Consider the following 25,065-nt stretch of genomic DNA (forward strand, 5'->3'; position numbering starts at 1 on the left):
TATGGCTTTGCCTGAATTTGTTTTGGAAAGACGTTTCAACGCACCGCGTGCACTTGTGTGGCGAAGCTGGACGGAACCGGATCTTCTGGCGCGCTGGTACGGGCCTGGTGTGGAGACGGTCATTCACAAGCTGGATGTCACGCCGGGCGGGCTTTGGCTCAATGAAATGCGGATGGGCGGCGGGTCTCACTACCAGCGGGTCGAATACACTGAAGTGATTGCACCTGAGAAACTGGTCTGGCTGCATTCCGTCTCTGATGGCGACTGGAACATTGCCGCCAACCCGATGATGCCGGACTGGCCCCGCGTTCTTTTGACCACTGTCACCTTCGAAGAGAAGGACGGTCAGACCGATGTGCGTCTGACCTGGGTGCCGCATCAGGCAAGCGAGGCTGAAATCGCCTGTTTTGCCGGCGCCGTTGCCGGTCTCGACAAGGGCTGGGGCAAAGGCATGGAACTGCTGGCCGAACTGCTTGCGGAATTGCAGGCTTAGGCTCGTTGGCAAAGCCGCGATTGCAAATCGCGGCTTTGCGACAAGTCGCTTTCGCAAGATTGGTCTGTTGTTTTCTTTTTCAGTTGACCGTTTTCCTTATGCGGATCGCTCATTAGTGGCGTGCACCATTAGGTAACGGTCCTTTTCCTGGTGCCTCCAGCTGCTAGAAAATGCAGCTGTAGGTCAATTGCATTTCTCCCAGGATTAGCAGCCGTGGCAATCTTGACGCAGTCACAACTCTTGGTTTCAATATGCTAGGGGATGGAGGCGCGGATGGGCGACGGGCGTGCTGAGAAAATTGAACCGCTGACTGCGGCTGACAAGTCGATGCTGAAACATGTCGACGTCGTATCGACGAATGCGCGCGGGACGTGGTTTGTCTTGACTGCCACGCTCCTGTTTTCTGCTATCGCTGTCGCAGGTGTTAGAGACAGAGACTTTTTTGCGTATGGATCCGGCCTCACTCTCCCGTTGATCAATTTTTCCGTACCCATAAACTCCTTTTTCCTGGCCGCCCCGGTCATCGTCCTCGGCCTTTACATCTACCTTCATCTTTATTTGGGCAAGCTCTGGCGAGCATTGTACCTTTTGGGACCAAAACTCAGAGACAGCAGGTCCACGGATGATGTGGTCTTTCCTTGGTTGATTTCAGACGCAGCGATCTATCTTCTGCCCGATGCTCCCCAAAATGCTCGCAACTGGCTGACGATCGCAATCGTATTTCTCGTGCTTTGGCTCGCTGGCCCTGTCGTGCTTGGAATTTTCTGGTGGCGTAGCTTTGCGCCGCACAATGTCTGGTTGACCCTGTGGACCGGGGGCATCTTCGGCTTGGGCCTGTTGAGCGCTACCGTGAGCTTTCTATCCTTTTTGCAGCTCACCAGGTCCCGGGCCCAAGCCGGAGTGAAAAGCTTCTGGAAATTCGCTTTTGGTTTCTGGGTCGCGTTTGTGCTGGTCGTGTGTGTCTTGATCACGGCCATCGGTGTTTTTCGCACTGCCGGATTCAACCTGATAGTTGAGAAGGGCAATAGCCCCTCGTCAAGCGTCGACCAGAAGATTCTGGCGTTCTTCAATATTGACGAGCAAGCGATCTATTCAGCAAATCTCTACAAAGCTGAAATCGTCCAAAGACCGCAAGACTGGATTGACCACGATGAAGCGGAAGCCAGGTTTCTGGCCCAATACAGCGGCATTGAGCGCAGGCTTATAACGGGTGACGAAGACTGGGTTGTAGACGCAAAAAAAGCCTTCGACAACGAACAGAAGGCGAGACGCGACGGACTGAAATCACAGCCCTTTGAAGGCTGGAACCTGCGTGGGGCGAATGCTCAGGAGGCCTTTATGCCTGGCGCAGAAATGCGAAAAGCAGACTTGCGGGGAGCAAATTTTCTATCGGCAGTTCTCGAAGGTGCAACCTTGTTTCAGGCCAATTTGGAGCACGCCCGCTTCAGATTTGCGAATTTGCAGACCGCTCGGCTGTGGAAGGCCGACATGGATTACACCTGCTTGGAAAAGGCAAAGTTGGTCAGAGCCGATCTGTCCTGCTCCTTCATCCGTTTCGGCGAAATGAGAAAGGTGAACCTTTCTGAAGTCTACGCAGTGGAAGCAAACCTGATAGGCGCAAACCTAGAAAAAGCTGAGCTCAGAAAGGGCGACTTCAATAAGGCCAATTTTGCCGATGCAAATCTTGAAAAGGCAGACTTGTGGGGAGCAACACTAGTCGACGCGGATCTACAAGGCGCAATTCTCGATGGAGCATTGGTGGCATCTGCTGACTTGTCATCGAAAAATCTGTCGGAAAAACAACTCATGGCATCCTTCGGAGACGGGGCAACGAATCTACCAGACGGGTTTTTGCCACCTCCACACTGGCCCACGACCAAGCTTGATAGAGCGTCTGCCGAGAGGGAGTGGCGCAACTGGCGGAAGGAGCGCTCGGACAATGAACCCAACGCCGAGCAGTCCTCCCGAGCCGATGCGGGTCGATGCAATAGCAATGAACGTAGGTTTCGTGCCGACCAGATGCTGCAGCTCCTGGAACGAAAAACGTATGTTCAGGCTAAGGGAGGCCTGGAACCCCAATGCAACGTTTCAGAAGGACCGGAAGAGAAAAACTGATCAAGGCTCCAAGTGCCCTTAATCAAACTCCGGTCCACGCGCCCGGTAAGGCGTGATTTCTTTCCAGGCTTTCATGAGCGTGTCCAGTTCGTCGTCGCCGTGCGGCGGCATCACGATCTGGAGCTTGACCAGAAGATCTCCATGACCGCCGGTCTTGGTCGGCAGGCCCTTGCCCTTCAGCCGCATGCTCTTGCCGCTTGAGGCATTGGCCGGAATGGTCAGGTTCACGGCACCAGAGAGCGTCGGCGTGCGCACTTTTGCGCCCAGCACCGCCTCGTAAAGCGTCAGCGGCAGGTCGAGATGCAGGTCCGAACCTTTCACCTCGAACAGCTTGTGCGGCTTGAGGCGGATCTCCACCATGGCGTCCCCGGACGGTCCGCCGTTTTCACCCGGATGCCCCTGGCCTTTCAGGCGGATCTTTTCACCTTCGACAACGCCCTTGGGCAGGGTGACGTTGACGGTCTTGCCACTGGGCAGCGTCACCTGCGTCTTGCCGGAATTGACGATGTCTTCCAGTGAGACCCGCGCCACGATATCGGCATTGCTGCCTTTGGTCTTCGGTGGTGCCTTGGCTCTTGCCCCGGCACCGCCGAAACCGCCGCCGGCCGCTCCGCCGCGGGCCTTGCCGCCGCCAAAGCCGCCGAAAATGTCGTTCAGGATGTCATCGAAGCTGCCGCCACCGGCACCGCCTCCGCCAGAGCTTCTGTAGCTGCGCCGGCCGCCGGCTCCGAAGTCTTCGTGACCCGTAAAGCCATCGAACCCACCGGCGTGGAAGCGCTGCTTGCCTTCCGCGTCGATCTCGCCGCGATCAAACTGCGCACGCTTTTCCTTGTCGCCGATGATCTCGTAGGCTTGGTTGGCCTCGGCAAAGCGCTTTTGCGCCGTCGGATCATCCTTGTTCTGATCCGGATGGTATTTTTTGGCCAGCTTTCGGAAGGCCTTCTTGATGTCGCTCTCGCTGGCGTTTTTTGCCACGCCGAGAACGCTATAGGGATCACGCATTCGTTTCACCAGGTTTCTAAGAGTTCCAGCAAGGCGACCCGCTTTCCGCGGCTCTGCCGGTTGCGCCGGCGAGCTCAGGCGGTTTCGAGGTCAAGCCTGACCGGATTTATCCTTTATATCGGGACGGATAGGAAAAAATTCCAGCCCTCCGTCACCGCTTCAGGGACACATCGGTTTTAGCGGGTTTTTGCCTTAGTTCAAGCTTCGGAAACAGTGAGGGCCGTGACAGCAAATTTCCGGGTGATGTCCCGGCAGGCCGTGCCGTCATAGAGCTTGATGCCGGCAATGGTGTTTGCGGTGGTCCGGAAGGTCAGGCAACCGGTTGCGCTCAGCACGCTTGTGTCGATCCCGGTCACCGTGCCTGAATTGCCGCTTACGGAATTGAGCCAGGGCAGGGCAACGCCGGTTGCTGCCTGACCATCCGCAAGGGTCGCCCCGAGCGTATCGAGATGGCCGGCGATGATGCTGCGATCTTCTTCGTCAACGTCCGAATAGGCGACATCGGATGCAGACGGGATCGATCCGGTCAGAACGGTCGGGGTTGCCACGTTGTTGCTGCCCATCGGTACCGAGACCTGAGCGCAGCCGCCAAGCGACAGGCCTATCGCCAGGAGGATGCCTCCAAGGGGGTGGATCTTGATGTGTCCGTCAGTATATGAACGCATACGATACATGTTTGGACGGCCTCCGATTTGGCGCATTCGCTGCCATGCTCGAGGCCGCCAATTCCTTAGACAGGTTTCCTATGACCGACCTAAAAGATCCGCCGGAAGAGTTAACAAAAGGTGACTTCACGGAAGTCGTGAAGCCATTTGAACTGTTTGCTGAATGGCTTGAGGATGCCAAGGCGTCCGAACCCAATGATCCCAATGCGCTTTCGCTGGCCACGGTCGACGAGACCGGCTTGCCAAATGTGCGCATGGTTCTGTTGAAGGGGTTCGACGAGGCCGGGTTTGTTTTTTACACAAATTTTGAGAGCGCGAAGGGGCGGGAACTTCTGTCCGCCGGCAAGGCTGCCATGTGTTTTCACTGGAAGTCCCTGAGACGTCAGGTCCGGATTCGCGGCGACGTTGTCGAAGTGAGCAAGGAAGAGGCGGACGAGTATTATCGCTCGCGGCCACGCGGCAGTCGCATCGGGGCCTGGGCGTCGAAGCAGTCCCGGCCTCTGGAAAGCCGCTTTGCGCTTGAGAAGGAAGTTGCCAGGTTCACGGCCAAGTTCGGTATTGGCGACATTCCCCGTCCGGACCACTGGTCCGGCATGCGCCTGGTGCCGACCGAGATCGAGTTCTGGCACGACCGCCCGTTCCGTCTGCATGACCGAGTGAAATTCACCCGCTCATCGACGGATCAGCCCTGGACGAAAGAGCGGCTCTATCCCTGACGTACTGTCCGGTGTGCCTTGACGGCGCATTCTGCAAACCAGTTCAAAGCAATCGTTTCCAGCGGAAGAACAGGAACGTGGCAACGACGGATACAAGCATCAGTCCGATCGAAAACAGGAAGCCCTGCTGCCATTCCAGCTCCGGCATGTTGGTAAAGTTCATGCCATAGATCGAAGCGATCAGGGTTGGCGGCAGGAAGATCAGGCCGAGAACGGTGAAAATCTTCGAGATCTGGTTCTGTTCGAGTGTGACCAGGCCGACGGTCGCGTCGAGCAAAAACGCGAGTTTGTTGTCCAGCGCGTCGCCGTGTTCCTTGATGGAGTGGATGTCCCTGCCATACATCTTGCAATCCGCCAACTGGTCATCATTCAGTCCGAGGCGCTTGGCGTGGGTGCTTATATAAAACAGCATCCGGGCGAGTCCGGTGCACACGTCATGCATCTTGGATACGTGCAGGCCGATCTGCCCGAGGCGCTTGATGGCGATCTGGTAGCTGGCCGTCTTGCGTGTGTTGAGGCCATCACCGAATACCTCGACCGCCAGCTCGTCATATTTGGCGGACGCGCTTTCCATCTCGTCGGCGCAGCGGTCGACGATGATATCCAGCATGGCAAACAGGACCGCCGGTCCATTGTGCGGAATGGTTTTGTCGGCCTGAACTCTCTTTGAGGCAATGCTGATGGATTTCGGTTCGCCGTAGCGAACGGTCACCAGCCGTTTGGCGCTGGCCACAAAGGTGACCGACGACAGCGCCGGATCGATCATGCGTGTGGCGATCGGCAACTGTGCAGTCATCACCACAGCGCCGGGTTCCAGATAGAGGCGTTCGGATGTTTCGATCGACGCGATCTCGTCGCGTGTGGGGATTTCCGCCCCCATCAGTTTTTCGGCGGCCTGTTGTTCCTCGGGCGTCGGAGCCACAAGGTCGATCCAGACGGAGGTCGCAGGTACTGGGTCCCCCGGCAGAAGCTCATGGCGGTCAAGACCATTTACCGAAGGACAATAGGCAATAATCATTCAGGCAATCTCCGCAGGGACAGCATTCGTGTCCGGGTCGGCGGCAGTTTGCCCAAGAGGCGTTGACGGGGCAACAGTTTCGCGGCGAAACCAGAAGGCCGGATGGAGATTAGTCCGATCCGGCAGTCTGACGCGAGTGCACCGATGAAACGGTACGGATTACTTACCGCTTTTACCCAGTCCGCCGGGTTTCCGGCACATGGCGGCGGCGTTGAGCGCAGCAATGCCGACAGGCTTGTAGAGATTTACGAGCTTGGCTCCGGCCGTGTTGGTCGGGGTCGGGCGGGAAGATTGCTCAGACATGTCCTCAGTCCGTTGTTCATATCCAGAGCCCGCAAGCTGGTGATCGGTTGATGTTTCGCGGGCGTCGTGCATTTGGTATCCAATTGCGGCAAAGGGAAGGCGTTTTGCCTTCGCAGCTGACAGTTCCTGCTTGGAACCTGCAAAAAGCATGCGCTTGTTGGAACAATTCGGCCAGTCAAAAACCATAACAGGTTGTAACGAAACCCCCGTTGATTTGAAGTAATCAGGTAAGGGTTTATTTACTTTCGGGTAGGTCGGTGCCCGCTGAGACCAATTTCTGCTCAAATGAGGAAGCTTTTCGGGTCTCGAAGCGTCTTGTGCCGCGCTGCGCAAGACAGCCCGTAACAGCAACGAGAGAGAGCCACGAGAAGTGTTGCAGCGATCAAGGCCAGGCCACCGAGCATGAGCCCGGACGACAAGGGTGCTCCCAGCAGGATCAACAGGGTCCCAATACCGGTCCCGATCACGAGCAGCGCAATCGTCGTCCGGATATAGAGATAGTGTGCTTCAAGGGGTCTTTCGCCGGACTCGGCATTTCGGATTGCCAAGAAAAGGGCGAATGGTACGGTCAGGATGGCTGCGACCAGAAGGTAACACAGACAGATATTGGCAAATCCCGGGCTGAACAGGCCGGCCGGTGACCTACCTGATCTGGAGTTGTAGTCGCGATCCCGATGATCCGGGTTTTTCACCCGAAGACGGGAGCGTAGTCCGGTCATTCCCCACCTCGGATCTTGCGAAACGAACCTGCTTGCCCTCCGTCCATTTACGCTTTGTCCAAAGCGGATGTGAAGTTCATTTTTGACATTTCAGTCGGATGCGAACAAACAATGCATAAGTCGGCAGACTTCAGGGTCAGGACGAAATGAAGCGATATGCCACCCATCGAACCGCAACGGCTCCTGCAAGCCGTACGCTGGCGTCCTGCGCGTTGGCGCTTGCCGTGGTGACGTTTCTGGCAAAACGCTTCGGTCTGATCGATGCCGACGTCTTCGTTTTGTCCTTCATGGTGGCAGCAGCCGTCGCGCTGATCGCGATTCTTCTGGCGGTATTTGCGCTTCACCGTGTCTGGGCCCTTGGAGGACCGGGTGTCCCGGCAGCCCTGACGGGTGTGGTGCTAGGCCTGCTTGCGATCGGTCCGCCCGCTTTGACCGTGGCCATTCTGGTGCTTCGCCCGGGAGGACATGACGTGTCGACAGACCGCCTCAATCCCCCTGAGCTGACCAGTGCAGGCCTTTCCGGCGAGCAGCCGTTCTTGAGCTGGTTTGATGCAACGCTTGAACGGGACGTCTGGCCGGCCCTCGCTCAACTGAAGACCGATCCTTTGGATGTGCAAGCCGGTACCGGACCTGCGATGCTTTATCCCGACATCGTGTCGCGCCGCTATCGGATCTCGACGGCCCAGCTGCATGCGGCCGGGCGCAAGGCACTGGAGGGGCTTGGCTGGAACCTCGTGGATGAGTTGCCGCCTGATCTTCTGGACGTCGCAACGCGTCTTCAGGCTGTCGGCCGGTCCCAGCTGCTTGGGCTGGATCACGACGTGGCGCTGAGGATCCGGCCGGATCCGGTTGGTGCCCTGCTTGATGTGCGCGCGCGATCGCGCACGCCGCTCAAGGATCTGACGGGCAACGACGACCACATACGCGGTGTCTTTGCCGAAATCGACCGTGTCCTTTTGGAAACCTATGGCGACCTGTCCCGTCTGGCCGTGGACGAGGCCGAAGTGGAAGGTCTGGAACCGGAGCCTGTCGAAGAGCCGCGCGACACGATCCCGCTGCCCGGGTTCAAGCCGTATTTCGAAGAAGAAGACGCTCCCGTCCCAGATGGCGTCGAGCTGACGGATCTTGAAGGCTAGGGTGAGCCGCGCCTGATGCGGCCCCGTCGCGCTGACCGGTCAGGACAGGCGATAGGTTGCGTCAAGCGTGAGCGACGGCGCGGCTGTCACGAGGTCGCGGCTGCAAAGATCCTCCAGATGGGCGAAGACCGACAGGCCTGCGGCCGGATGGAGCGCGCGGTCAATGTCGGCATAAAGCGCCTCAACGATTTGCGGGATCGTTTTCCGGTTTTCGCGGAGCTGATCAAGAATGGCGGTTTCCCTTTGAAGCCGGTGCCGCTTCAAATCTTCCACATAGGACCGCGCCTTGACCACCAAACCGCCATGGCCGGGAAGATAGGTTTCCTCCGACCGGCTCAGCAAGGTGTCGATGGAGGCCATGTAGTCCCGCATGTTGCCATCCGGCGGCGCGACAATGGAGGTTGACCAGGCCATGACATGATCTGCCGAGAGCAACAAGTCGGTTCCCTCAAGCGCGAAACAGAGATGGTTGGCGGTGTGCCCGGGTGTGGCGACGGTTTCCAGCGACAACTCCTGCGCCGAGAACAGGTCGCCATCTTCCAGCTGTCTGTCAGGCTGATGCTCCTTGTCGCCGCTGGCATCAAGCGGATTGATTTCATTGGCGGCAAGATCGCGGGCGGCACGGTGCGGCCCGCAACCGACGATCGGCGCACCGGTCTGTTTTTGCAACAGCCGTGCGCCCGGTGAATGATCGACATGGGTGTGGCTGACCAGAATCGCCTCGATCTCGGCGCCGTCAGCAGCCTTCAGGATCGACTCAGTATGGTCCGGCAGCGCCGGGCCGGGGTCGACGACCACCAGACGCCGTGTTCCGAGCAGATAGGTATTGGTGCCATGGAAGGTGAAGGGACCGGGGTTCTGCGCCGTTAGGCGGCGTATTCCAGACTGGATTTCGACCGGAGAACCGTAACAGGGGTCAAACTGTCTATCATGTTTCATTTGGCCGATATCACCTTGTACCGCGGTCCTGTTGCGTCATGTATCTGACGTTTGAATCGGATAGGGAAGCAGAACTTTGCCAAGCCCCGGCAACATGTGAAACAGTGTCCCTTGAATTTAATCGTTTAGAGCATGGCGAAACATAATGGCGTATGAAACGGAATGCCGCTTCGATTGCTTGCTTGATCTTCCAAGGGATCAGGCGTTTTCGCTATTTGTCGATCGACTTGATCTCTGGTGGACATCGCCCTTCAGCAAGGCGAACGAGGAGGAAACCGAAGCCGGCATCGAGCCTTTCGCGGGTGGGGCCTGCTACGAAATCGACGGCAATGGTCGGCGGCGTATCTGGGGCACCGTCCTGTCCATCGAAGAACCGCTTTTCATCAGGCTTGCCTGGCAAGTGACCCTGGACGGCGAAGAAGAAGCGGATCCGGCTGCGGCCAGCCGTGTCATGGTCAACTTTCGAGACGCTGGAAGGTCAACTCGGCTTGAGGTCGTCCACACGGAATTCCTGAGGCACGGGGAAGCGGGGGCGGACTATATGGAACATATGCGTGCCCCGGCAGGCTGGCCGCACATCCTCCAGAAACTGCAGGCCGCTGCGAAATCGGGCGCCATGCGCTGAGAGCCGGGCAGGACACCGCTGACGGAAAATCTCCCCCTGTCGCTTGATTGACATGCTTTCCATGCTAGGTGGAAAGTCCAAAAACGCTTTTGTTTTCGCTGTTTCGGCCTTGTGCAATTATTAAGGCGTCGAAATAGTGCACTTCCCTGAAAGCGCATCCCGCTGGTTATAGTTTACGCATGAACCCATGACACAACCGTCGACGTCTAACGACCAGGCTCCGGAGCCGCAGCCGGCCGCCTCACCACTGACACGCCTTGGAGAGGCCAAGTGGCTCTTGCTCGCGGCCCTTTTTGCGGCGCTTGCCGCCGTCATCTTCTATGACGTTCCTTCGTCAAGCGCCTTTGCCTTTCTGGTGATCTTGTGCGTTGTCGCCGGTTTCATTCCACGCAGAACCGCCAGCCGGCGGGTGAAACTCAATGCGCAGCGGGAAATCCGGCGGATGTGGCCGGGCACGGGAATGAAGGTCACCCTGGATGCTTTGCCAACGCCCTGCTTCGTCGCCGATGGCCGCGGCATCACACGTTATGTGAACCAGCAGGCCCAGGTCACATATGAAGGTGTCAAGCCCGGCGATCCCCTGTCATTTTCCTTGAGGGCGCCGTCTCTGCTGGAAGCTTTCGATCGGGTCTGTGCCACCGGAGAGGCAGAACGGATCAGCTGGATCGAGAAAGTGCCGACGGAGACGTGGTACGAGGCTCATATCGCGCCCATCTACATGCCCGGCAATGCGGTGCCGGATCGCATGCCAGGCCTGCCCGATTTCATACTGGTGGTGATACAGGACCTGACCGAAAATCGGCGGCTGGAGCGCATGCGGACGGATTTCGTTGCCAATGCAAGTCACGAATTGCGCACGCCCCTCGCGTCGCTGACAGGTTTTATCGAGACTCTGCAGGGTCCGGCCCGGAACGACCCGGAGGCTCAGGACCGGTTTCTGTCTATCATGTTGGACCAGGCCGGACGTATGCGCCGGCTGATCGACGATATCCTGTCGCTGTCACGCATTGAGCTCAAAGCCCATGTGCGTCCGGTAAGCACAGTCGATTTTGCAGAGATCATTCGCCACACCGCCGATGCGCTCTCGCCACTGGCTGCAGATCTGGATGTTGAAATCCGGGTCCACCTTCCGGACCTGCCGGTGCGGATCAAGGGAGACCGTGACGAGCTGATTCAGGTGACGGAAAATCTGATCGAGAACGCGCTGAAATACGGACATGACGGGCAGTTTGTGGATGTTGAACTAGCCGAACAGATCGAAGCGGAAGATCACACCTGGCAAATGTCGGTTCGCGACTATGGCGCAGGCATTCCGCCGGAACATCTTCCGCGCCTGACGGAGCGTTTCTATCGCGTTGATGTTGAATCGAGCCGCGCGATGAAGGGCACCGGCCTTGGGCTTGCCATCGTCAAGCATATTCTCACACGGCACCGTGGGCGTCTGGAGGTTGAAAGCGAAGCTGGCAAAGGGGCGACGTTCAAGATCAATCTACCGGCTTCGGAAAGTGCTGAAACCGCTTCGGTTGTCACGCCCGCCTGAACTCCAGGCTCCAGGTGTCGTAAAGCTGACGCTCGAAACTGCTATTTCATGTCAAACCGCCCGATTTATTGGGGCGAAACTGATTTCTGCCGCGTTGCGAAAAGTTTTTAGGAGAAGCCTGGTGACACAGAAATTGACGATTCTTGCGATTTTGGGAGGCCTCTTCTGTGTGGCGCCTGCGACTGCGGAAGCGCGAGACCGGCTCCTGATCGTTGGATCCTCGACGGTCTTTCCCTTTGCAACGGCGGTGGCTGAAAAAGTCGGCGCGGTGGGCCAGAAATATCCAATCGTTGAATCGACGGGTACCGGTGGTGGATTTGACCTGTTTTGCCGCGGAACCGGCGCAGCCACACCAGATATCACCAACGCGTCCCGCCGCATGAAGCCGGAAGAATTTGAGACATGCAAGGCAAACGGTGTGACGCCGGTCGAAGTCGAGATCGGCTATGACGGCATCGTTCTCGCCAATTCCCGGTCTGGGCAAAAGATATCCCTGACGCTTGAGCAGATTTTCCAGGCACTAGCTGAAAAACTTCCCGGACAAGACTCTCTTGTGAACAATCCCCATGTGACCTGGTCGGACATCGATCCTCTGTTGCCTGCGGAAAAGATCAAGGTACTCGGTCCGCCGCCGACCTCCGGTACGCGGGATGCCTTCGAGGAACTCGTCATGGAAGAAGGCTGCGAAATGACCGGAGGCCTGAACGATGAGCAATGCACGCGGATCAGGCATGATGGCAGTTTTGTCGAAGCGGGCGAAAACGATGACCTGATCGTCGGTGCCTTGCAGGCCAGCCCCGTCACGGTCGGAATTTTTGGCTATTCCTTCCTGAAAGGGAACCTGGACAAGATCCAGGGCGTGAGCGTGAACGGTGTCGAACCGACCTTCGAAAAGATTGCCTCTGGCCAGTACCCGGTTTCCCGGCCGCTTTTCTTCTACATCAAGAAGGAACATGTCGGGGTGATTCCCGGGATCGAAGACTATGTGGCAGCATTCACCGATGAAGCTGCCTGGGGTGACGACGGTTACTTGGCGGACAAGGGCTTGATTCCACTCGCGCCCGAAGCCCGCAAAACGCAGGCCGCTGCGGCGCTTTCCCTCAATGCTCTGCAACTCTAAGTGCTTAGCCGGATAATGAATGCGATCATGCGGCGATGATTGGCAGACCGGTCTTTTAAGAAACACTGTCATCATTGCGCATATCTGCGACGACATTCACAAGGCGCCCTGACAAGTGACATATTTCGCCTCAAGATGACACAAAACCGTAAGACGGCGAAAATTTGTCATATTTTTCAAAATCTTAAATTGTCACAAAACTGAAAAACAACTGTCATAGAACTCTCATCCACGGGGCCTAGGTTCCCGGCATCGCCCATGCATATCCGTGCATGGCGACCATCTAGAAACCTTGACATTCAAAGGGAGTGGTCAAGTGAAATTTACGACCCTCGTTAGCGCAACTGCCCTGGCCGTTGCTTCCACTGCATTCGTTGGCGCAGCCCAGGCTCGCGACCAGGTCCAGGTCGCTGGTTCTTCCACGGTTCTGCCTTACGCTTCCATCGTTGCTGAAGCTTTCGGCGAAAACACCGATTTCCCGACCCCGGTGGTTGAGTCCGGTGGTTCTTCTGCTGGCCTGAAGCGCTTCTGCGAAGGTGTTGGCGAAAACACCATCGACGTTGCCAACGCTTCCCGCAAGATCCGCGAAAAAGAGATCAAGGCTTGCGCTGAAAACGGCGTCAAGGACATCATCGAAGTCCGCATCGGTTACGACGGGATCGTGTTTGCTTCCCAGAAAGACGGCCCGGCTTTCACCGCTTTCACTCCGGACGACATCTTCAACGGTCTGGCTGCCAAGGTTCTGGTTGACGGCAAAATCGTCGACAATCCGTACACCAAGTGGTCCGAATTCAACTCCGCTCTGCCGGACGTTGAAATTGCTGCCTTCATCCCGGGCACCAAGCACGGCACCCGTGAAGTCTTCGAAGAGAAGGTTCTGGCAGTTGGCTGTGAGCACACCGGTGCCATGAAAGCCATGATGGACGCTGGCATGTCCGAAGACGACGCTGAAGATGCTTGCATCGACGTGCGCGCTGACGGCAAGTCCACCGACATCGACGGTGACTACACCGAGACCCTGGCTCGCATCGACAGCAACCCGAACGGCATCGGCGTCTTCGGTCTGGCATTCTACGAGAACAACCAGGACAAGTTGAAAGTCGCCACCATGAGCGACGTTGCTCCGTCCACCGAGTCCATCGCTTCCGGCGAGTATCCGGTTTCCCGTCCGCTGTTCTTCTACGTCAAGAAGGCACATATCGGCGTGATCCCGGGCCTGAAAGAATACGCTCAGTTCTTCATCGCTGACGAAATCGCTGGTCCGCAGGGCCCGCTGGCTCAGTACGGCCTGGTTTCCGACCCGGAACTGGCTGCTGTCCAGGCTTCTGTCGCCAACGAAGACACCATGAAGTAATCGAGCCCCGGCTCGATCCGGGGGCGGCAAATCCCGCCGCCCCCTTTTTTGTTTCCGGACATTAATACTCGGGGGACCCAATGTCCTTGTTCTGGCTCGTTGTGATCGTGCTTGCCATTGCGGTGGTAGGCTACGTTGTCGGGCGCGGGCGCGCCTTGGCCAGCGCCGGGGGAGACATGCGACACCTGCATTCTCTTCCTTCTTACTACGGGTCGAACGTGGCAATGAAAGCTGCGGTCCCGGCCTTTCTGATCCTGATTGTCTGGCTGCTTGCGCAGCCGTTTTTTATCAACAACAGCATTTCCGGCATGATCCCGGACAGCGCGATTGCTGAAGGATCTTCGCGCGGTCTTGTGCTCGCCGAAGTTCGCCGCGCTGCGCGCGGCCTCGACAACGCGGTTGCCTCGGGGCTTATGGACGAAGACTTCGCCCGCAACGCCCGCGCCGACTTCAACGATGTTACGACGCGCCTCAAAGATGCGGGTCAGATCGTCACCTCGCAGATCACGCAGCCGATCCTCCGGGCTGCGCAGGCCTATCGTGTCCAGGTTGCGACCGGCAATTTCTTCATGTCGATCGTGGTGATCCTTGCCGCAATCGGTGGCGCGCTATGGGCTCTTCGCGAGACCAATGCGGATTTTCGGGCACGGAACACCGTTGAAAAAGGCGTTCGCGTCATTCTGCTCTCGGCGGCTTCGATTGCCATTCTGACCACTGTCGGCATCGTCCTGTCGCTGGTCTTCAACACAGCCGAATTCTTCCGCCTTTACCCCGCCTCCGACTTCTTCTTCGGCCTGACCTGGTCACCGAGCTTCTCCGGCCGTGGCGGCTCGTCCGAGCTGGGTATCATTCCACTGCTCTGGGGCACGTTCTACATTTCGCTTGTCGCGCTCGCTGTCGCAGTGCCGATCGGATTGTTCGCAGCCGTTTACCTCTCGGAATATGCCGGACCCAAAGTGCGCGCCATTGCCAAGCCGCTTCTGGAAATCCTGGCCGGTATCCCGACCATTGTTTACGGCCTCTTTGCTCTTCTCACGGTCGGCCCGCTGCTTCTCTCGGTCTTCGGTGACGGCGGTCTCGGCATCATGAAGGCGGGTACGGCCGTCATGACCGCCGGTCTCGTGATGGGCATCATGCTGATCCCCTTCGTGAGCTCGCTCTCCGACGACATCATCAACGCCGTGCCTCAGGCGATGCGCGATGGTTCCTATGGCCTTGGTGCAACCAAGTCGGAAACCGTCAAACAGGTGATCCTGCCGGCCGCGCTGCCGGGCATTGTCGGCGCGATCCTTCTGGCCGCCTCGCGCGCCATTGGCGAGACCATGATCGTGGTGCTCGGCGCCGGGGCCGCTGCCCGGTTGAGCCTCAACCCCTTTGAAGCCATGACCACGGTGACGGCGAAGATCGTCAGTCAGCTGACCGGTGATGCGGATTTCGCATCTCCAGTGGCTCTGGTCGCCTTTGCGCTGGGTATGACACTCTTCGTTGTCACCCTGGGACTGAACATCGTCGCGCTTTACATCGTGCGCAAGTACCGGGAGCAGTATGACTGATGACCGACACGACACTTACTCCCACGACGTCCGAAACCCCTGCCAGCGCGCCGAAACAGCCGAAATCGCTGTATGCGCTCGATGACCTGACCCGCAAGCGCAATGCAGCGGAAAAACGGTTCAAGGCTTACGGTATTACGGCCATCGGCATTGGCCTGTTCTTCCTGGTGGTGCTGGCCTACGCGATCATTTCCGAGGGCATCCCGGCCTTCACCAAGACCGTTGTTGAAGTCGACTTCACCCTCACGCAGGAACAGTTCGACAAAGCCGAAGGCACGCTCTTCAAGACCAAGGCCTATGAAGGGATCTTCATCGAGGCGCTGAAGGGACAGCTGGAGGAGAGCGGTGTCAGTGTGCCGTTCGATGCAGCAACCATCGAACGCATCGTCGGCAAGCCGGGGGGTACCATCCGGTCGTTCTTCCAGGCCAATCCGGAACAGCTGGGCCAGCCGGTCCGGTTCGAACTGGCCGCGGCGTCCAGGGTGGACGGCTATATGAACGGCCGCGTGACCCGGGACAACATGACCGACAGCCGCTTCCTGATGAAAGCCGACCTGGATCTGGTCGACACGCTGGTCGAGGCCTCCGTGATCAAGACGGTGTTCAACTGGAACTTCATCACGGGCGCCGACTCTGGCGTGGACAACCCGGGCGGGGCCGGCATCGGCGCAGCCGTCATCGGGTCCTTCTTCATGATGCTGGTGGTGCTGTTCCTGTCGCTGCCGATCGGTGTGGCCGCATCCATCTACCTTGAGGAATTCGCGCCGCAGAACAAGTTTACCGACCTCATCGAAGTGAACATCTCCAACCTGGCGGCTGTTCCCTCCATCGTGTTCGGTATTCTTGGCCTGGCCGTCTTCATCCAGTTCATGCACCTGCCGCAATCGGCACCGCTCGTCGGCGGTCTCGTGCTGACCCTGATGACATTGCCGACCATCATCATCTCCACCCGTGCGTCGCTCAAGGCCGTACCGCCGAGCATTCGCGATGCGGCGCTCGGCGTCGGGGCCTCCAAGATGCAGGCGATCTTCCATCATGTGCTGCCGCTGGCCATGCCGGGCATCCTGACCGGCACGATCATCGGCTTGGCGCAGGCCCTTGGCGAGACCGCTCCGCTGCTCCTGATCGGTATGGTTGGCTTCGTCGCCCGTGGCTATCCGGATGGGTTTGTTGACGGGTTTATCGAGCCGAACTCGGCGATGCCGGCCCAGATCTACACCTGGGCAGCGCGTGCCGACTTTGCCTTCTATGAAAAAGCATGGGGCGGGATCATCGTTCTTTTGATTTTCCTCCTCACAATGAACATTCTTGCGGTTCTCCTGCGCCGCAGATTTGAACGCCGCTGGTAAGGGACGAACCGATGAACCAGATGCTCAATACTGAACGGGCAAACAACATGACCGACAGCAAGATTTCCGCAAGCAAGGTGCAGGTCTATTATGGCGATACCCACGCCATCAAGGACGTGGACATTGAAATCCAGCCGCGCTCTGTGACCGCCTTCATCGGTCCGTCCGGCTGTGGCAAGTCGACGTTCCTGCGGACCATCAACCGCATGAATGACACGATCGACATCTGCCGCGTGGAAGGTTCGATCAAGATCGACGGCGAGGACATCTACGATCCCAAGGTCGATCCGGTGCAGCTGCGCGCCAAGGTCGGCATGGTGTTCCAGAAGCCGAACCCGTTCCCGAAGTCGATCTACGACAACATCGCCTACGGTCCGCGCATTCACGGCCTTGCCAAGAACAAGTCCGAGCTTGACGACATCGTCGCCTCGAGCCTGCAGAAGGCCGGTCTCTGGGAAGAAGTGAAGAACCGTCTCGACGAGCCGGGCACCGGCATGTCCGGTGGGCAGCAGCAGCGCCTGTGCATCGCGCGTGCGATTGCGGTCAGCCCGGAAGTCATCCTGATGGATGAGCCTTGTTCTGCGCTCGATCCGATCGCGACGGCCAAGGTCGAGGAACTGATCGACGAACTGCGCGAAAACTTCACGATCGTGATCGTGACCCACTCCATGCAGCAGGCCGCACGCGTGTCTCAGCGCACCGCGTTCTTCCACCTTGGCATTCTGGTTGAGGAAGGTCCGACCGAGGACATCTTTACCAATCCGAAAGACAAGCGTACGCAGGACTACATCACAGGCCGCTTCGGCTAAGCGCTTACCGAATTCGAGGGGACACGGGATGTCTGAACATACAGTCTCGGCTTATGACGAGGAACTGACGGCTATGGCCGGCAAGATCGCCGAAATGGGCGGTCTGGCGGAAAAAGCCTTCGCGGATGCCGTCCATGCGCTGGTGTCGCAGGATCTGGCCCTGGCCAAATCGACCATTGCCAACGACGTTCGCCTGGATGCTTTGCACCAGGAAGTCGAAGTCAAGCTGATCGAGATCATTGCCCGCCGTCAGCCGATGGGCCAGGACCTGCGTGAAGTCACCGCGGCAACACGTATTGCCAACGATCTGGAGCGGGTCGGCGACCTCGCCAAGAACGTTGCCAAGCGCGTGATTGCCATCGACAGCGATCTCCAGTCCAAGAAACTCGCCATTGGTGTGGAACACATGACCGAACTGGCGTTGTCGCAGCTGAAGCAGGTTCTGGACGCCTATACCCGCAAGGACGCGGAAACGGCGCGCAAGGTCCAGGAAGCCGATGCTGAAGTGGATGCGATCTATACCTCGCTGTTCCGCGAGCTGCTGACCTACATGATGGAAGACCCGCGGGTCATCACCCAGTGCGTCCATCTGCTGTTCTGCGCCAAGAACATCGAGCGTATCGGTGACCACGCGACCAACATCGCGGAAAACGTCTTTTACATGGTGACCGGTGAACGTCTGCCGGAAGAACGCGCCAAGGTGGACGAGACGGGCGCGGCCTAGTTTCGACACCTGTCGCGGTAGCGATCCGACCGGCGCAACAACCTTCACCCTGCGCCGGTTGCTGAAATTGGAGCGAATGCATGCCGAAGGTGCTCATCGTTGAAGACGAAGAACCCCTCAGCCTTCTGTTGAGATACAATCTGGAAGCCGAAGGATATGCGGTTGAATCGTGTGTCCGTGGGGACGAGGCCGAAATCCGCCTGCGGGAAAGCCTGCCCGACCTGCTTCTGCTCGACTGGATGTTGCCGGGCCTGTCCGGTATTGAACTCTGCCGCCGTCTGCGCGCGCGAGAAGATACCGAGCGTCTGCCGGTCATCATGCTGACAGCCCGCGGCGAAGAGGCCGAGCGCATCCGGGGCCTGTCAACCGGTGCCGACGACTATGTGGTAAAGCCTTTTTCCGTTCCGGAACTGATGGCACGCGTGCGCGCCATCCTGCGCAGGGCTAGCCCGGAAGTGGTGTCGACCATGCTGCGGTCCGGCGACATCGAGCTCGATCGGGAAACGCACCGTGTCCGTCGCAACACCAAGGAAATCCATCTTGGTCCGACCGAATTTCGGCTTCTGGAATTCCTGATGACGTCGCCTGGCCGCGTGTTCTCGCGCGAGCAGCTGCTCGACGGTGTCTGGGGCCATGATGTCTATGTGGATGAACGCACCGTGGATGTACATGTCGGCCGGCTCCGCAAGGCGCTCAACCGGGGCAAGGCCAAGGACCCGATCCGCACGGTGCGCGGCGCCGGCTACGCCTTCAATGACCAGTTCTCGGCCAGCGCCTGAGCGCTGACCGTGGAGCAAGACATCTAAAAGCCCGCCCTTGGCGGGCTTTTTATTTGATGTTTCTATCCATCGTCATTTCGGACGCAGCGAAGCGGAGATCCAGGGCCGGCGAGCTTCCGGTTTCTCCCTAATTTGTTCACGGACAAACGCTGGGCCTCCCAGGGCCCGGCACGCGCGTTGCTTGGCCGAAGTGACGAAAGGAAGGTCATGACAGGGAACCCATCCTCAACTCCGTCATTGCCGGACGTGATCCGGCAAGCCACGCCAGGACGATCCGGTTGCGCAGGGCCATGCGTTGGCCACAGGCCCTGGCAGGGATGCCATGGACTAGCCATGGCACGACGATGGCGGAAACGGCCGCTTCCTGCCGCCAAAAACCGCATTAAGAAAAAGCCCGCCGATTGGCGGGCTTTCAATAAGGGCAGACCTTTGAGGCGTTGCCGTTATCCGGCCTTTGCGACCACCTTGCGGTCACGCCGACGGTCGGCGACCGGCTGGTAAGCGATCTTGCAGTGGTAGGTGCAATAGGGGACACCGGCTTCGGACTGGCGGCCGCAGAAATAGAAGTCGTCGGTCGCCGGATCGCCGATCGGCCATTTGCAGGTCCGCTCGGTAAGCGTCAGGATCGTTGCCCGCTGGGAGATCGGCACCACATCGGCAATCGGTTCGATTTCCGGCTTGGCTTCAACAACCGGAGCTGGCGTAATATCGGCTTTCAGGGCCGTTGCGCCAATGCTCTGCGGCTGCTGCGTCGGCTTCTTGGGGGCGGCGCTGCTGGGAGCGGCCGTCCGCGGCCGGCGCGGCTTGGCGCTGGACGAAGAGGATTTCGCGCGACCGGACAGGCCAAGGCGATGCACTTTGCCGATCACGGCGTTTCGGGTCACACCACCCAGCTCGCCTGCGATCTGGCTTGCGCTCAAGCCTTCGCTCCAAAGCTTCTTGAGAAGCTCGACCCGTTCGTTTGTCCAACTCATTGCCGCACCCTTTTATTTGACCGCCTTGCGGCCATTAACCCCGTGTTAAGCATGCGTATGCATGCCTAAGTATGGCATATCTAGTGCCTCTAAGTGATTTGCCGCACGAGATCTCGTGTTCGATGTCCCAGAGGTTACAATAACGTTAATTTATCAGGCAACCGTTTGACCCAAACCAGTTGGGGATGAAGGGACTTTTCCCCAAATAAGCGATGCCCTTGAGACTTTTACGAAATCTGTCCTCGGCGACCCTGGAGCGGCATTTCCATTGACAGTCCATGGTGGGGGCGGTGTATAAGACTTCCGCTGCGTGCCGCCTCATCGGGCGGCACGTTGCGTTTTGGCCCGAACGCATCTGACAAGGTGCCGGTCCCGCGTCAAGGTGACGTTGGGGCCATTTGGGCGTTCTTGAGGAGATAAAAGAGGTTATGTCCGCGACTGCACTATTCGGAAATTACGCAAGATCGAACCTGTCTTTCGATCACGGGGAAGGTGTCTGGCTTGTCACGAAAGACGGCCGACGATTCCTCGATTGCGGTTCCGGCATCGCGGTCAATTCTCTCGGCCACAGCCATCCGCATCTGGTGCAAGCCCTCCAGGACCAGGCTTCCAAGCTCTGGCACATTTCCAACCTGCACCAGATCCCGGAAGGGGAACGGCTGGCGCAGCGTCTGTGCGAGGCGACATTTGCCGAAAAGGTCCTGTTCGTGAACTCGGGCGCCGAGGCCATGGAAGCGGCGATCAAATGCGCGCGTCGTTACCAGTATGACAAGGGCCAGCCTGAACGCTTTCACATCATCACCTTCGAAGGTGCTTTCCACGGCCGGACCATTGCGACCATTGCTGCCGGTGGTCAGGCGAAATACCTGGAAGGGTTCGGCCCCAAGGCGCCCGGCTTCGACCAGGTGCCCGCCAACGACCTGGAAGCCCTGAAGGCGGCCATCGGTCCGCAAACGGCTGCAATCTGTCTTGAACCGATCCAGGGTGAGGGCGGCATTCGCGAAATCCCGACCGATTTCCTGCGGGCCGTGCGCAAGCTGTGCGACGACAATGGTCTCTTGCTGATCCTTGACGAGATTCAGACTGGTGTTGGCCGCACGGGCAAGCTGTTTGCGCATCAATGGACGGATGTCGAACCGGACCTGATGGCGATCGCCAAGGGCATCGGCGGCGGCTTCCCGATGGGCGCCTGTCTCGCAACCGCCGAAACGGCCGCGGCGCTGGCACCGGGAACCCACGGCACGACTTTTGGCGGCAATCCGCTCGCCATGGCCGTCGGCAATGCGGTTCTGGATGTGGTCCTGGAGGACGGATTTCTCGCGGATGTCCAGAAAAAGGGTCTCAGCTTCAAACAGAAGCTGGCGGGTCTCGTCGACGGCCATCCAAAGGTGCTGGACCAGGTGCGCGGCAACGGCTTGATGCTGGGCCTCAAATGCGTGGTTCCGGCAGGTGACTTTGTCGGGGCGGCCCGCGAGGCCGGTCTTCTGGCCGTGCCGGCCGGCGACAATGTGGTGCGCATCATGCCGCCGCTGACCATGACCGAAGATGAAATAGCGCTGGCCGTGGAGCGCCTGGAACAGGCGGCCGAAGCGGTTGAAGCCAAATTGGTGGAAGGAGCGGCCGAATGACCGCGAACGGATCCTACCGGAATTTTCTGGACCTGACCGATTTTGAAGGCGACGACCTGCGTGCCATTCTGGCGACCAGCCGCAAGATTAAGGCGGAACGCAACGGCGTTCATCGCGGCGTCGGTCCGCTGGCGGGCAAGGTGCTTGCCATGATCTTCGAGCAGCCTTCGACCCGAACCCGCATCTCTTTCGATGTCGGCATGCGCGAGCTCGGCGGTGAAACGCTGATGCTGACGGGCGCGGAGATGCAGCTCGGCCGCGGGGAGACCATCGCGGACACGGCGCGTGTTCTGTCCCGTTTTGTCGATGCCATCATGATCCGCATCCTTGATCACAATGATCTCAGGGAACTGGCCGAGGCGGCAACCGTGCCGGTGATCAACGGTCTGACCAAGCTGTCGCATCCGTGTCAGATCATGGCTGACCTTCTGACTTTCGAGGAGCATCGCGGTTCCATTGCCGGCAAGAGCGTTGCCTGGACCGGCGACAGTAACAACGTTCTGGCGTCCTGGATCCACGCGGCTCCGCGGTTCGACTTCGAATTGCGCATTGCTACGCCGGGTGAACTGGCGCCGCCACAGGACCTGGTTGACGCTGCCCGCGCCAAGGGTGGTTCCATTCAGGTCACAACAGACCCATATGAGGCCGTCAAGGGGACCGACTGTGTCGTCACCGACTGCTGGGTGTCCATGGGGGACGATGACACGGAAACGCGTCACAACCTTCTGAGCGCCTATCAGGTCAATGAACGGCTGATGGCGGAAGCGAACGGGGATGCCCTGTTCATGCACTGTCTGCCGGCTCACCGGGGTGAGGAAGTCACCTCGGAGGTCATGGACGGTCCCAATTCCGTTGTGTTTGACGAAGCCGAAAACCGGCTCCATGCCCAGAAGGGTATTCTGGCCTGGTGTTTCGGCGCAGCTTAAGGCAAAGCCATCGTGGCACTCAATCTTGATGACCTGGGCATCACGCCGGCCGGACTGGATGCAGTCCGGCCTTTCGCCGTTGAAGCCCTTGATGTGCGCGGCCGGGCGGTCGCGCTCGGACCCGTTCTGGAAAACATCATCAGCCGGCACGATTACCCCGAGCCGGTCTCCAGGCTTCTGGCCGAAGCCATTGTCCTGACCAGCCTTCTGGGCACATCGCTCAAATTTGATGGCCGGTTCACACTGCAGACCCAGACCGATGGTCCGGTCTCCATGCTGGTGGTCGACTTTTCGACCCCGGATGCCATCCGGGCCTGCGCCACGTTCGACCGCGAGCTGGTCGAAGAACTGGTGGCGGGGGGCAAGGCAACCCAGGAAACTCTCCTGGGTCGCGGGCACCTGGCGATGACGATCGACCAGGGACGCCACATGCAGCGCTATCAGGGCCTGGTGGAACTTGACGGCATTTCACTGGAAGAAGTCGCGCGACGCTATTTCGAGCGTTCCGAACAGATCCCGACCGAAGTGCGGTTGAGTGTCGGGGAACTGTTTACCCGCAAGGAAGGCGAAGGACCGGTCAAATCCTGGACGGCCGGCGGCATTCTGGTTCAGTTCCTGCCCGAAGCACCGGAGCGTGCCAAGCAGGCTGATCTCGATCCGGGAGACGCGCCGGAAGGTGCCGTGCCTCACGAAGTCGAGGAAGACGATGCCTGGGTGGAAGCCAAGGTGCTTGTTGAAACGGTGAAGGATATCGAGCTGACCGACCCTGAAGTCAGCGTCGAGATGCTTCTTTTCCGCCTCTTCCATGAGCGGGGCGTGCGCCTGTTCGAACCACAGCCGCTGGCCGACAAGTGCAGCTGTTCTCGCGAGAAGATCGAAAGTGTTCTGGCCGGCTTCAGTGCCGAGGAAATCGAGCATATGACGATGGACGGCAAGATTGTCGTCACCTGCGAATTCTGCAGCAGCCGCTACGAATTCGATCGCTGATCTGTCATTTCAGCCCCAAAAAAGTAACCGGCGGTCGCAATTGTCGCCGCCGGAAACATCCTGTTACATTTTTCGGCGTGCCTTAAACCACCTTGAAAGGTAAGCCGGGCTTGAATTTTGCAGCGCGAAGTAAATCTATCGTCGTACGCAGGAGCATGTCCGGAGTTCAAAGGACAGACTCCAGGCACAGCCCGAAACGCCTTGTGAGCAGAGATGTTGCAGTCCTTACAGAAAGAGTCCGGCCAACAGCCCGTTTCCGAAGTCCTGCCGCCGCCGCAGTCTGAGGAAACCAGGAGAAGCGGACGGGTGCTGCTTGTCTTCAAGGCGATGCTGCAGGTATTGCTCGCCTTTGCCATCCTTTTCGGGGCCGTCAAAGGCATGAATGCACTGGTTGCGTCAAAGCCCGACGTGCCCAAGCGTCCCATCCAGGAAAAGAGCTACGCGGTTGAGACGATCTCCGTTGCACGCGCCGACCACGCACCTCGGATCAACGTCTTCGGGGAAACCATGGCGGGCCGGGAGGTTGAACTTCGGGCCCTGGTTGCCGGCGAGGTCATCGAGGTCCATCCGAACCTGAAGGCCGGTGGTGCGGTCAAACAGGGGGACGTCCTGGTGGCCATCGACCGGTTCGACTACGAAGGTGCGGTGACCGAGGCGGAAGCCAATCTGGCCGAAGCGCGCGCTGCCCTTGTCGAAAGCGAAGGCCGGGTCGAACTGGAAAAGGCCAATATGGTGCGTGCCCGGGAGCAGCTGGAATTTGCTCAGCGGGATTTGCAACGCGCAGAAGATCTGCTCGGCAAGGGCGCCGTCACCGAGAGGACGCTGGATGACCGCAAGCTGATCGTCTCGCAGCGCCAGCAGTCTCTTGAGCAATCCCAGAATACGCTCGCGCTGGAAGCGGCCAGGGTCGATCAGCAGACCGCAGCCATCAAGCGCCTGGAATGGCGCCTGCAGAACGCGCAGCGGCAGCTTGAAAACACTATCCTGACCGCGCCCTTCGATGCCATCGTGCGATCTGAAGCCGCCGAACTTGGCCGGCTGGTCAGCGTCAATGACGCCATCGTCTCGCTTTATGACAGCGACGCCTTCGAAGTCCGTTTCACGCTCTCCGACAACCAGTATGGCCGTCTCCTGGCGGAGACCGGCACAGTGGTCGGACGTCCGGTCGAGGTGACCTGGTATCTGGGCAATGAACCCGTCACCTTTCCGGCAACGGTGACCCGCATCGGCGCAGATGTCGCCAGCAACCGGGGCGGGGTTGACCTGATTGCCCAGATCGATACGACCGGCGTCGATATTCCCTTGCGCCCCGGGGCTTTTGTCGAAGTGGCGCTGTCCGACCGGGTCTATCCGCAAAGCTTCCGGGTTCCGGAAACGGCCTATTATGGCGGCGGCACGGTTTATGTCGTCACCGACAGCCGGCTGGAGCCGCGCGACGTGACTTCGCTCGCCATCGATGACGGTTTCATTCTTGTCACGGGCGCTTTGGAAAACGGGGAGACGCTTTTGACCACCCGCATTCCGGAAGCCGGTGAAGGCCTCCTGGTAAGGGATATTGCCAACAGCGCGGCCACGGCCGAGTAACGGGGCG

24 protein-coding genes are annotated in these 25,065 nt (G+C 58.8%); 17 read left to right on the forward strand and 7 right to left on the reverse strand.

What is annotated here, in order from left to right:
• The first annotated feature begins 1 nt into the window (after position 1).
• Together ACO6TG_RS22430 and ACO6TG_RS22435 are read left to right on the forward strand one after the other, a co-directional pair.
• Complete coding sequence (locus ACO6TG_RS22430) at positions 2-493, forward strand: SRPBCC family protein (RefSeq protein WP_422375224.1); 492 nt, start codon at positions 2-4, stop codon at positions 491-493.
• Positions 494-766: 273 nt separating this feature from the next.
• Positions 767-2,608, forward strand: coding sequence for a pentapeptide repeat-containing protein (locus tag ACO6TG_RS22435; protein ID WP_422375225.1), 1,842 nt, complete (start codon positions 767-769; stop codon positions 2,606-2,608).
• A gap of 18 nt (positions 2,609-2,626) precedes the next feature.
• On the opposite strand, the gene ACO6TG_RS22440 is transcribed toward ACO6TG_RS22435, so the two are convergent.
• A complete protein-coding gene (locus tag ACO6TG_RS22440) occupies positions 2,627-3,610 on the reverse strand; it encodes a DnaJ C-terminal domain-containing protein (RefSeq protein WP_422375226.1) in 984 nt (327 codons plus the stop codon).
• Positions 3,611-3,807: 197 nt separating this feature from the next.
• The gene (locus ACO6TG_RS22445; RefSeq protein ID WP_422375227.1) at positions 3,808-4,275 is read right to left on the reverse strand and encodes an RT0821/Lpp0805 family surface protein; all 468 of its coding nucleotides are present in this window, start codon (positions 4,273-4,275) and stop codon (positions 3,808-3,810) included.
• Between the two features lie 80 nt (positions 4,276-4,355).
• On the opposite strand from ACO6TG_RS22445, the gene pdxH reads away from it, so the two are divergent.
• On the forward strand, positions 4,356-4,991 hold the full coding sequence (gene pdxH, locus ACO6TG_RS22450; protein WP_422375228.1) for a pyridoxamine 5'-phosphate oxidase: 636 nt from the start codon (positions 4,356-4,358) through the stop codon (positions 4,989-4,991).
• 43 nt (positions 4,992-5,034) lie between these two features.
• Here pdxH and ACO6TG_RS22455 read toward each other — a convergent pair whose 3' ends face one another.
• The 3 genes from ACO6TG_RS22455 to ACO6TG_RS22465 all read right to left on the reverse strand — a co-directional run bounded on the left by ACO6TG_RS22455 (position 5,035) and on the right by ACO6TG_RS22465 (position 7,031).
• On the reverse strand, positions 5,035-6,009 hold the full coding sequence (locus ACO6TG_RS22455; protein WP_422375229.1) for a magnesium transporter CorA family protein: 975 nt from the start codon (positions 6,007-6,009) through the stop codon (positions 5,035-5,037).
• Between the two features lie 159 nt (positions 6,010-6,168).
• Positions 6,169-6,312, reverse strand: coding sequence for a hypothetical protein (locus tag ACO6TG_RS22460; RefSeq protein WP_198338308.1), 144 nt, complete (start codon positions 6,310-6,312; stop codon positions 6,169-6,171).
• Between the two features lie 281 nt (positions 6,313-6,593).
• Positions 6,594-7,031, reverse strand: a complete 438-nt coding sequence (locus ACO6TG_RS22465; RefSeq protein ID WP_422375230.1) for a hypothetical protein — start codon at positions 7,029-7,031, stop codon at positions 6,594-6,596.
• A gap of 146 nt (positions 7,032-7,177) precedes the next feature.
• Between ACO6TG_RS22465 and ACO6TG_RS22470 the strand changes: the two genes are divergently transcribed.
• Positions 7,178-8,167, forward strand: a complete 990-nt coding sequence (locus ACO6TG_RS22470) for a DUF1499 domain-containing protein (RefSeq protein ID WP_422375231.1) — start codon at positions 7,178-7,180, stop codon at positions 8,165-8,167.
• Between the two features lie 39 nt (positions 8,168-8,206).
• Here the strand turns inward: ACO6TG_RS22470 and ACO6TG_RS22475 are convergent, their stop codons facing one another.
• Complete coding sequence (locus tag ACO6TG_RS22475; protein ID WP_422375232.1) at positions 8,207-9,106, reverse strand: MBL fold metallo-hydrolase; 900 nt, start codon at positions 9,104-9,106, stop codon at positions 8,207-8,209.
• A gap of 145 nt (positions 9,107-9,251) precedes the next feature.
• Here ACO6TG_RS22475 and ACO6TG_RS22480 point away from each other — a divergent pair, with 145 nt between their 5' ends.
• The 9 genes from ACO6TG_RS22480 to phoB all read left to right on the forward strand — a co-directional run bounded on the left by ACO6TG_RS22480 (position 9,252) and on the right by phoB (position 18,959).
• Positions 9,252-9,731, forward strand: a complete 480-nt coding sequence (locus tag ACO6TG_RS22480; protein ID WP_422375233.1) for an SRPBCC family protein — start codon at positions 9,252-9,254, stop codon at positions 9,729-9,731.
• Positions 9,732-9,918: 187 nt separating this feature from the next.
• Positions 9,919-11,271: an ATP-binding protein gene (locus tag ACO6TG_RS22485; RefSeq protein WP_422375234.1), complete on the forward strand. Its 1,353-nt coding sequence runs from the start codon at positions 9,919-9,921 to the stop codon at positions 11,269-11,271.
• A gap of 118 nt (positions 11,272-11,389) precedes the next feature.
• Positions 11,390-12,391 (forward strand): substrate-binding domain-containing protein, encoded by a 1,002-nt coding sequence (locus tag ACO6TG_RS22490; RefSeq protein WP_422378936.1) that lies wholly within the window; start codon positions 11,390-11,392, stop codon positions 12,389-12,391.
• Between the two features lie 316 nt (positions 12,392-12,707).
• A complete protein-coding gene (locus ACO6TG_RS22495) occupies positions 12,708-13,745 on the forward strand; it encodes a substrate-binding domain-containing protein (RefSeq protein ID WP_422375235.1) in 1,038 nt (345 codons plus the stop codon).
• 80 nt (positions 13,746-13,825) lie between these two features.
• A complete protein-coding gene (gene pstC / locus ACO6TG_RS22500; protein ID WP_422375236.1) occupies positions 13,826-15,298 on the forward strand; it encodes a phosphate ABC transporter permease subunit PstC in 1,473 nt (490 codons plus the stop codon).
• Positions 15,298-16,647, forward strand: coding sequence for a phosphate ABC transporter permease PstA (gene pstA, locus ACO6TG_RS22505; RefSeq protein ID WP_422375237.1), 1,350 nt, complete (start codon positions 15,298-15,300; stop codon positions 16,645-16,647). The genes pstC and pstA overlap by 1 nt, the downstream gene beginning before the upstream one ends.
• 20 nt (positions 16,648-16,667) lie before the next feature.
• Positions 16,668-17,456, forward strand: a complete 789-nt coding sequence (gene pstB, locus ACO6TG_RS22510) for a phosphate ABC transporter ATP-binding protein PstB (RefSeq protein ID WP_422378937.1) — start codon at positions 16,668-16,670, stop codon at positions 17,454-17,456.
• A gap of 28 nt (positions 17,457-17,484) precedes the next feature.
• Positions 17,485-18,180, forward strand: coding sequence for a phosphate signaling complex protein PhoU (gene phoU, locus ACO6TG_RS22515; RefSeq protein WP_422375238.1), 696 nt, complete (start codon positions 17,485-17,487; stop codon positions 18,178-18,180).
• 80 nt (positions 18,181-18,260) lie between these two features.
• Complete coding sequence (gene phoB / locus ACO6TG_RS22520; RefSeq protein ID WP_094074289.1) at positions 18,261-18,959, forward strand: phosphate regulon transcriptional regulator PhoB; 699 nt, start codon at positions 18,261-18,263, stop codon at positions 18,957-18,959.
• A 443-nt stretch (positions 18,960-19,402) separates the two neighbouring features.
• Here the strand turns inward: phoB and ACO6TG_RS22525 are convergent, their stop codons facing one another.
• Positions 19,403-19,933 (reverse strand): GcrA family cell cycle regulator, encoded by a 531-nt coding sequence (locus tag ACO6TG_RS22525; RefSeq protein WP_094074290.1) that lies wholly within the window; start codon positions 19,931-19,933, stop codon positions 19,403-19,405.
• Between the two features lie 428 nt (positions 19,934-20,361).
• Here ACO6TG_RS22525 and ACO6TG_RS22530 point away from each other — a divergent pair, with 428 nt between their 5' ends.
• The 4 genes from ACO6TG_RS22530 (at position 20,362) to ACO6TG_RS22545 (ending at position 25,058) form a co-directional block, all read left to right on the forward strand.
• A complete protein-coding gene (locus ACO6TG_RS22530) occupies positions 20,362-21,561 on the forward strand; it encodes an aspartate aminotransferase family protein (RefSeq protein ID WP_422375239.1) in 1,200 nt (399 codons plus the stop codon).
• On the forward strand, positions 21,558-22,487 hold the full coding sequence (gene argF / locus ACO6TG_RS22535; protein ID WP_422375240.1) for an ornithine carbamoyltransferase: 930 nt from the start codon (positions 21,558-21,560) through the stop codon (positions 22,485-22,487). Before ACO6TG_RS22530 ends, argF begins: the two co-directional genes overlap by 4 nt.
• A 12-nt stretch (positions 22,488-22,499) precedes the next feature.
• Positions 22,500-23,474: an Hsp33 family molecular chaperone gene (locus ACO6TG_RS22540; protein WP_422375241.1), complete on the forward strand. Its 975-nt coding sequence runs from the start codon at positions 22,500-22,502 to the stop codon at positions 23,472-23,474.
• A gap of 213 nt (positions 23,475-23,687) precedes the next feature.
• The gene (locus ACO6TG_RS22545) at positions 23,688-25,058 is read left to right on the forward strand and encodes an efflux RND transporter periplasmic adaptor subunit (protein ID WP_422375242.1); all 1,371 of its coding nucleotides are present in this window, start codon (positions 23,688-23,690) and stop codon (positions 25,056-25,058) included.
• The last annotated feature ends 7 nt before the right edge of the window (positions 25,059-25,065 follow it).

Source organism: Roseibium sp., assembly GCF_965233565.1.
Lineage (GTDB): Bacteria > Pseudomonadota > Alphaproteobacteria > Rhizobiales > Stappiaceae > Roseibium.